8 protein-coding genes and 1 pseudogene are annotated in these 7,612 nt (G+C 70.8%); all 9 read right to left on the bottom strand.

The window, feature by feature from the left end; all coding sequences use genetic code 11:
- Nucleotides 1-848 (bottom strand): HAMP domain-containing protein (locus tag ABEA33_RS08790; RefSeq protein WP_345526381.1); only part of this gene is annotated, 848 nt, incomplete at its 3' end.
- A gap of 33 nt (nt 849-881) precedes the next feature.
- Nucleotides 882-1,301 carry a chemotaxis protein CheW gene (locus tag ABEA33_RS08785; RefSeq protein ID WP_345526380.1) on the bottom strand — a complete coding sequence of 140 codons (420 nt, stop codon included), beginning with the start codon at nt 1,299-1,301 and terminating at the stop codon, nt 882-884.
- Nucleotides 1,298-3,535 (bottom strand): chemotaxis protein CheW, encoded by a 2,238-nt coding sequence (locus ABEA33_RS08780; protein WP_345526379.1) that lies wholly within the window; start codon nt 3,533-3,535, stop codon nt 1,298-1,300. The genes ABEA33_RS08785 and ABEA33_RS08780 overlap by 4 nt, the downstream gene beginning before the upstream one ends.
- Nucleotides 3,536-3,631: 96 nt before the next feature.
- On the bottom strand, nt 3,632-3,988 hold the full coding sequence (locus tag ABEA33_RS08775) for a hypothetical protein (protein WP_345526378.1): 357 nt from the start codon (nt 3,986-3,988) through the stop codon (nt 3,632-3,634).
- Nucleotides 3,989-3,997: 9 nt separating this feature from the next.
- On the bottom strand, nt 3,998-4,144 hold the full coding sequence (locus ABEA33_RS08770; protein ID WP_345526377.1) for a DUF6069 family protein: 147 nt from the start codon (nt 4,142-4,144) through the stop codon (nt 3,998-4,000).
- Between the two features lie 16 nt (nt 4,145-4,160).
- Nucleotides 4,161-4,433: pseudogene (locus ABEA33_RS27440) on the bottom strand (DUF6069 family protein); the annotation flags it as partial.
- The gene (locus tag ABEA33_RS08765; RefSeq protein WP_345526376.1) at nt 4,430-5,428 is read right to left on the bottom strand and encodes an RNA polymerase subunit sigma-70; all 999 of its coding nucleotides are present in this window, start codon (nt 5,426-5,428) and stop codon (nt 4,430-4,432) included. The gene ABEA33_RS08765 and the pseudogene ABEA33_RS27440, both read right to left, overlap by 4 nt.
- Nucleotides 5,429-5,535: 107 nt before the next feature.
- A complete protein-coding gene (locus ABEA33_RS08760) occupies nt 5,536-6,216 on the bottom strand; it encodes a response regulator (protein WP_345526375.1) in 681 nt (226 codons plus the stop codon).
- A complete protein-coding gene (locus ABEA33_RS08755; RefSeq protein ID WP_345526374.1) occupies nt 6,209-7,513 on the bottom strand; it encodes an ATP-binding protein in 1,305 nt (434 codons plus the stop codon). The genes ABEA33_RS08760 and ABEA33_RS08755 overlap by 8 nt, the downstream gene beginning before the upstream one ends.
- Between the last annotated feature and the right edge of the window lie 99 nt (nt 7,514-7,612).

Raw genomic sequence — 7,612 nt, 5'->3', positions numbered from 1 at the left:
ATCTGCTGCGACGACGCCGACAGCTCCTCCGAGGCAGCCGCAACCGCGTCCGCCGAGCCGACCACGTCGGACACGATCGCCGACACCGAGTCGATCGACTGGTTCAGGGCCCGCTCGAGCTCACCGAGCTCGGCAGCGGAACGCTCCTCGACCCGCTGGGTCAGGTCACCGCCGGCGAAGGCGGAGAGCGCATTGACGCTCTGGCGCAGCGGACGGGTGATCGAGCGGGAGATCAGCCAGGCCAGTGCGACCAGGGCAACGAGACCCAGCGCCGCGGCGAGCAGCAAGAAGAACACCGCTCTCTCCCGGGTACTGTTCGCCTCGGCCTCCTTCGCCGATGCCTGGGTCTCCATCGCGTCGAGGGCGCCCGAGAGGATGCCGTCCATCTGGTCGTTGGCCTTCTGGACCTTCTCGACCTGGGCGCGCGCAGCCTCCTGGTCGGCAATGGCGCTGTCGACGAAGTCGGCGATCGCCGCCTCGTAGCCGGTCCACGCGTCGTTGAAGCCCTGGACCTCCTCTGCGGACGCGTCGCTCTCGAGGCCGAGCGCGCCGAGCTCCGCGAGCAGGTCGTTGATCGTGGCGGTGTCGTCGACGACGTCCTGTGCGATCGAGGTGTTGTCGGGGTACGTGACGGACTTGAGGCCGTCCACCTTCAGCTCACTGGAACGCGTGTCGAGCGCGTGGAAGAGCGAGCGCGCGTCCTCCAGCTTCGCCAGCTGCTCAGCGTCCTCCTCGAGTCCACGGAGGCCGGAGAGCGAGACGCCGGCGACGACGGCCGAGGTCGCCGCACCGATGACGGCGACCGCGGCGAGACGCCGGCCTACCGTCCAGGTGATGTGGAGAGACATGATCTTTTCCTCGGGTGTGGTCTCGGGAAGCGTTTAGGCGGCGACGGCTCGGTCGACGTCGAGGGCCAGCAGGAGCTGGCTGTCGAGCTTGTAGGCGCCATGCAGGAACTCTCGCGACGGGCCGCTGAGGGTGTCAGGCGGCAGCTCGAACTGGTCGTCGTCGACGTCCATGACAGCCCCGATGCTGTCCACGAGGAGGGCGATGGTCTCGCCCGCGACCCGGACGACCACGAGCATCGGCTCCTGGTCGGCGTCCCGGTCCGGCAGCCCGAGCCGGGCACGCAGCTCGACCGCGCTGAGGACCTGACCGCGCAGGTTGATGAGGCCGGACACGCTCTCGGGTGCGAGCGGGATCCGGGTCTGCGGCTGTCCGCGCAGGACCTCCTGGACCGCGTTGACCTCGACGCCGAAGAGGCGCCCGTCGAGGGTGAAGGTCACCAGTCGGGTGCTCACATCGTCTCCTGGAGCTCGGCGCCGTACTCGTCGGACGCGGTGTAGAAGGTCGGGTCGGCGGAGAGGATCGCGGCCCGTACGTCGAGGACCTCGACGATGCGGTCGCGGACCAGGGTGGAGCCGAGGACGCCGTGGTCGGTGACCTCGGCGTGGAACTCGGTGTCCTCGTCGACGATGTCGACGATCTCGTCGACGGCGATCGCGACGCTGCGGTCGCCGACCGTGTAGATGACGACCACCAGCTCGTCGCCCTCGCGGTCGCTGATCGCGCCGTAGTAGCTGTTGAGGCGCACCACGGGCAGGATGCCGCCGCGGTACTGCACGACCTCACGGTTGCCGATGCGCTCGACGGCCGACTGGTCGAAGTTCTCGAGCCGGGTGACCGACGACAGCGGGATCGCGACCTTGCGGCCACCGCCGAGACCGGCGACCAGGAGCCGCAGGCTCTCGGCCGCGGCTGCGCGGGAGTCGTGGTCGTCGGAGTCGTCCTGGTCGAGAGCGTCGGCGTTGAGCACCCGCCGAGCGAGCGCCTGGACGTCGAGGATCAACGCGACCCGGCCGTCGCCCAGGATCGTCGCGCCGGAGTAGGTGCCGATCGCCTTCATCTGCGAGCCGAGCGGCTTGACCACGATCTCCTCGGTGCTGAGGACCCGGTCGATCACGAGGCCGAAGCGCTTGCCCTCCGCTTGGAGCACCGCGATGACGACATGGCCGTCGGAGCGGTCGGACTCGACGCCGAGGACCTCGGCGAGGCGGACCAGCGGCAGCAGCGTGCCCCGCAAGCGGTAGACCGAGGCACCGTTGATGTCCTCTACGGCGTTGGCCGCACGGTCGGCGTCGAGCGACACCAGTTCCAGCAGGCTGACCTGCGGGATGGCGTAGCGATCGCCCGCGCACTCGACGGTGAGCGCCGGCACGATCGCGAGGGTGAGCGGGATGCGGAGGCGGCACGTCGTACCGCGTCCCACGACCGACTCCACCTCGATGGTGCCGCCGATGCCCTCGATGTTGGTCTTCACGACGTCCATGCCGACACCACGGCCGGACACGTTGGTCACGGCGGCCGCGGTCGAGAAGCCAGCGACGAAGATCAGCTGGAGGATGTCGGTCGGCGACATCTGCGCGATCTGTGCCTGGGTGCGCAGGCCGCGCTCGACGGCCTTGGCCGCCACCTTCTCCGAGTCGATGCCGGCGCCGTCGTCACTGACCTCGACGACGACCTGGCCGCCTTGGTGGTAGGCGCGCAGCGTGAGGACGCCCTCGGCCGGCTTGCCGGCGGCGACGCGCTCCTCGGGGCTCTCGAGCCCGTGGTCGACACCGTTGCGGACCAGGTGGGTGAGCGGGTCCTTGACCGCCTCCAGCAGGGTCCGGTCGAGCTCGGTCTCCTTGCCGACCATGGTCAGCGAGACCTGCTTGCCGCAGTTCGCGCCCAGGTCGCGGACCACCCGAGGCAGCTTGGACCAGAGGTTGTCGATCGGCTGCATGCGGGTCTTCATGACCCCCTCCTGCAGCTCGCTGGCGATCAGGTTGAGGCGCTGCGAGGAGCGCATCAGGTCGACGTCCTGCAGGTCGCCCGCCTGACGGACCACCTGGTTGCGGGTGAGCACCAGCTCACCGACGAGGCGCATCAGGGTGTCGAGCAGGTCGACGTCCACACGGATCGACGACTCGGCGACGGTACGACGGTGCCCGTGCTCCTCGTGCTCGGCCACGGGCTCCGGTGCAGCCTGGGCAACGGGAGCGGCGACCGGCGCTGGAGTCGCGGGCGCCGGAGCGACCTCGACGGGAGGCTCGGGGAGCAGGCCGGCGACCACGCCGGCCTCGACCTCGGTGACCGGTTCGGGAGCCTTGCCGTCCAGGATCGCGGTGATCCGGGCGACCACGCCGCTCACGTCGGTGTCGCCCTCGGCACCGGTCTGCTCGATCGCGGCGAGCAGGTCGCGGACGGCGTCGACCATCGCGAGCAGGACGTCGGTCGTCTGCGGGCTCATCGACATCTTGCCGTCCCGCAGGCGGGCGAGCAGGTTCTCGCCGACGTGGGTCACCGACTCGAGCCGACCGAAGGCGAGGAACCCGCTCGTGCCCTTGATCGTGTGGATCGTGCGGAAGATGCTGCCTAGCAGGTCGCGGGACTCGGGCTCTCTCTCGAGAGCGACCAGGTCGCGGTCGAGCTGATCCAGGTTCTCGTGGCTCTCCACGAGGAACTCCTGGACGATCTCGTCGATGTCATCCACCGGGGCTGCCTCTCGTCGTCTAATGCCGTTCGACGGGGCATATCGGCCATCCGGAGGGTGACCTGAGCGAACCTCGGAGGAGACCTGCTGGTCTGGTCAGTTGTGGGCGGGCACCCAGAAGACCGCGACGCACACGTTCGCGACCGTCAGGAGGAGCAGCAGGAGCCACAGGCCCTGGGCGATCCGCTCCTTGCGGAGGTTCGCCATCACGAGGACGAGGATCGCGAGACCGATCAGGCTCTTCACCGCGATCTTGGCGTGGTCGACGGACTGGTCGTCGGCCTCGAGCACGCCGACGAGCAGCAGCCCGGCGACGAACGCCGTACCCGCGCCGTCGCGCATCAGGCCGTTGACAGACTTCTCGGGCTGGCGCGCCTGGATGAGCAGGCCGCCGAAGAGGGCGGCGAACCCGAGCAGGTGGATGACGAGCAGGAGGTGTCGCAGGAAGTCCATGGCCGAAGCCTAGAGATCGACGTCCGCCGAGACGAGCGCGGTGTCGACGGTCGCCGCGCGCAGGCTCCGCGCGAGGGCCGGGATCATCACCGCCGCAGCCACCAGATGCAGCACGATGAGGGCCGTGATGGTGGCGACGCCCTTCCCGAGAAGCAAGGGGCGGGACCAGCGAGACCGCAGTCAGGGTCGCGGCGATCCACACGAATCCCTCGGCGGGGCGAGCACTCCACCGCAGGAGTGCGGCGGCGATGACGACGCCGACGACGGAGAAGAGGCCGGTGATCGTGACGATCCCGGACACCGGGATCTGCTCGCCGGGATCGCCGACCTCGAAGTCGACACCGAGGGCGCGGACCAGCGCACCGAGGAGGCCGGTGGCCACCATCGCCGCGAGCGTCGCCAGGACGCCGGTGCCGACGACTCTGCGGAGTCGGCGGGTGCTCACTCCGTGCCCTCCGCCGGCAGGCGCTCCGGGAGCCCGAACCGCGGGAACTGGTCGGCGTGGAAGGTGACGATCTCGCTGATCGCCCCGTCCGCCACGCGCAGGACGTCGAGCGTCAGCGGCAGGTAGGCATCCTCGCGCTGCTGCCAGTGGTAGAAGGCGACGGCGGGCTGCCGGTTCGCTGAGGTGGGGATGCCACGCAGACCCGTCATGCCCTCGAACCCGTCCGCGACCCAGTCCGCCACCACCGCGTCGCGACCGACGTACAGCCCGGGCGTAGGCGGCATCGAGCAGCGGACGTCGTCGCGCAGCATGGCGGCGAGCGCACCGACGTCGGTGGCCACGCTCGCCTCCGTGAAGCGGCGGACCAGCTCCCGCGTCCCTGCGTCCTCCTCGCCGCCGGACCAGTCCTGCCGCTCGGCGGGCAGGTGCTCCCGCATCCCGGCTCGGGCACGCTGCAGCGCGCTGTTGACGGAGTTGACGGAGTCTCCGAGGAGCTCCGCGACGTCCTTCGCCGGCCAGCCGAGCACGTCGCGCAGGATCAGCGCGGCTCGCGGGCGCGGTGCGAGGTGCTGGACCGCGACCAGGTACGCCAGCTCGATCGTCTCCTGCGCGACGGCGACGGTCTCCGGGTCGTCCGCGTCGCCGGCGGGCAGCTCGTCGAGCAGCCGGTCCGGGTAGGGCTGCAGCCACAGCACCTCGCCGCCGGTCGCCGGCTCGGGGCGCCGCTTGGCGAGCAGGTCCAGGCTGGCGTTCGTGGCGATGCGGTAGAGCCAGGCCCGGAACGTCGACCGCCCCTCGAAGGTCTCCCGCCGCCGCCAGGCCCGGAGGAACGTCTCCTGCACGGTGTCCTCGGCGTCCTCGAACGACCCGAGCATCCGGTAGCAGTGCACGTGCAGCTCCCGGCGATGCCGCTCCGTCAGCCCCGAGAACGCCACCTCGTCGACCTCGCCCAGACCGCTCACGCCCAGCTCCTCCAGCCGCGTGTCCACACTCATCACGTCGTCCTTCCGCCTCATCGTGTCCCGTCGTAGGTATGACGGGTGCGGGCGCGACAACTCATCACCGGGATCGGTCGACGCCGTCCGGCTACGCGGACACTCGGCTAGAGGAGGCGGCGGTCCGAGGCCCAGCGGGTGAGCTCGTGGCGTGAGGAGAGCTGGAGCTTGCGGAGCACGCTCGACATGTGGGTCTCGACGGTCTTGATGGAGATGAACAGCTCCTTGGCCACCTCCTTGTAGGCGTAGCCGCGGGCGATCAACCGCATCACCTCGCGCTCGCGCTCGGTCAACCGGTCGAGGTCCTCGTCGACCGCGGCGACGTCGATGGAGCCGGAGAACGCGTCCAGCACGAACCCCGCCAGGCGGGGCGAGAAGACGGCGTCGCCCTCGGCGACCCGGCCGATCGCCTGGACCAGCTCGGGGCCCGTGATCGTCTTGGTGACGTAGCCCCGGGCACCGCCACGGATGGTGCCGATGACGTCCTCGGCGGCATCGCTGACGCTGAGCGCGAGGTAGCGGGTGTCCGGGGAGGCGCCGGACGTCGCCATCCGCCGCATCACCTCGACGCCTCCGCCGCCAGGGAGATGTACGTCGAGCAGCACGACCCGCGGGTGGTGCTGGGTGACCGCGGCGATCGCCTCGTCGACGTCGGCCGCCTCGGCCAGGACCTCGACGTGACCGCGCCCGACGCTCTCCAACTCGGCCCGGACGCCCCTGCGGAACATCGCGTGGTCGTCGACGATCACGATCCCGACGGGACCGCGCTGGCCGGACTTTTCACTCATGGGTGTCCTCCTGTCGTGGCTGCCGGGCCAGGTGCAGGCGCACCTCGGTCCCGTCGCCGGGTGCGGAGCGGACCTCCGCCGAGCCACCGTGCCGCTGCATGCGGTCGACGATGCTGTTGCGTACGCCGTACCGGTCGGCCGGCACCGCGTCCGGGTCGAAGCCGCGACCGCGGTCGCGCACGAACACGTCGACCGCGCCGCCCGTGATCTCCGCGTAGACGTCCACCTTGCCGGTGCCCGCGTGCTTGGCGGCGTTGGTGACGGCCTCGCCGGTGGCGTGGACGATCGGGCGCAGGTCCTCCTCGAAGTCGCAGTCGCCGACGTTGACGACCTCGACGGACACGCCGTACTCGTCCTCGATGCGGGCCGCTGCACCACGCAGGGCGCTCGCGACCGTGCGCTCGTCGGTGGACTCGCCGGCGTACAGCCAGGACCGCAGGTCGCGCTCCTGGGCGCGGGCCAGGCGGGCGACGGTGGCGCCGTCGTCGGCGTTCTTCTGGATCAGCGCCAGCGTCTGCAGCACGGAGTCGTGCAGGTGGGCGGCGACGTCGGCGCGCTCCTGGGTGCGCACCCGCTCGGCGCGCTCGTCGCTGAGGTCGGAGGCGAGGCGATAGATCCACGGCCCGATCACGATGGCCAGGCCGCACACGGTCAGCAGCGCGGCGACGGTCACGTCGCGGGCCATGCCGACCGAGCCGCCGCTGAAGGAGTAGAGGACGAGCGCCAGCACGATCAGACCGATGCCCGCGGCGACCCGGGCATACGACGCCCAGCCGCCGTCACCGAACACGACCCGCATGGGGTTGATCCGACCGGTGCTGTCGAGCCAGCGCTCGCGTTGGGCCTCATCGGCCTGGCGCCACAGCAGCGCGATGCCGACGATGCCGATCACCAGCGGCCAGAAGACGGCGCCCCGGCCGAGCACGGCCTCGAGCAGCAGGATCGCGCCGAGGCCGAGCGCGGCGAGCGCGATCGCGGGGCCGACGTCGGTCAGCCGCCGGATCCGGCCGGGCCGGCGACCCCCGCGGGTGGCGCTCTCGATGCCGGGGGCGCCGGTCTCGAAGCGCGAGTCGGAGGGCAGCAGCCACCAGAGGCCGGCGTAGAAGACGACACCGAAGCCGCCGAGGAAGGCCGCGATCACGAACGCCGCGCGCACCCAGAGCACCGGGAACCCGAGATGGAGGGCGAGCCCGGAGGCCACGCCGCCGAGGATCGGCTCCTGGGTGTCGCGATAGGCGCGCCGGCTCCCTCTCGGGACCGACGCGCCTGCGTCGGCGGTGGCACGTGTGCTGCTCATGTCGAGGTCAATCGTCACACAGCGGAGGACCTCGAACCATGAGGGCTGACCCCGGTCGGACCCTGACCACCAGGGTCGTCACCCCGGTGAGGATCAGGG

Origin of the sequence: Nocardioides endophyticus, assembly GCF_039543845.1 — a bacterium.
Lineage (GTDB): Bacteria > Actinomycetota > Actinomycetes > Propionibacteriales > Nocardioidaceae > Nocardioides > Nocardioides endophyticus.
Note: the sequence above shows the minus strand (reverse complement) of the source record. Positions and strands in the feature narration are given on the sequence as shown.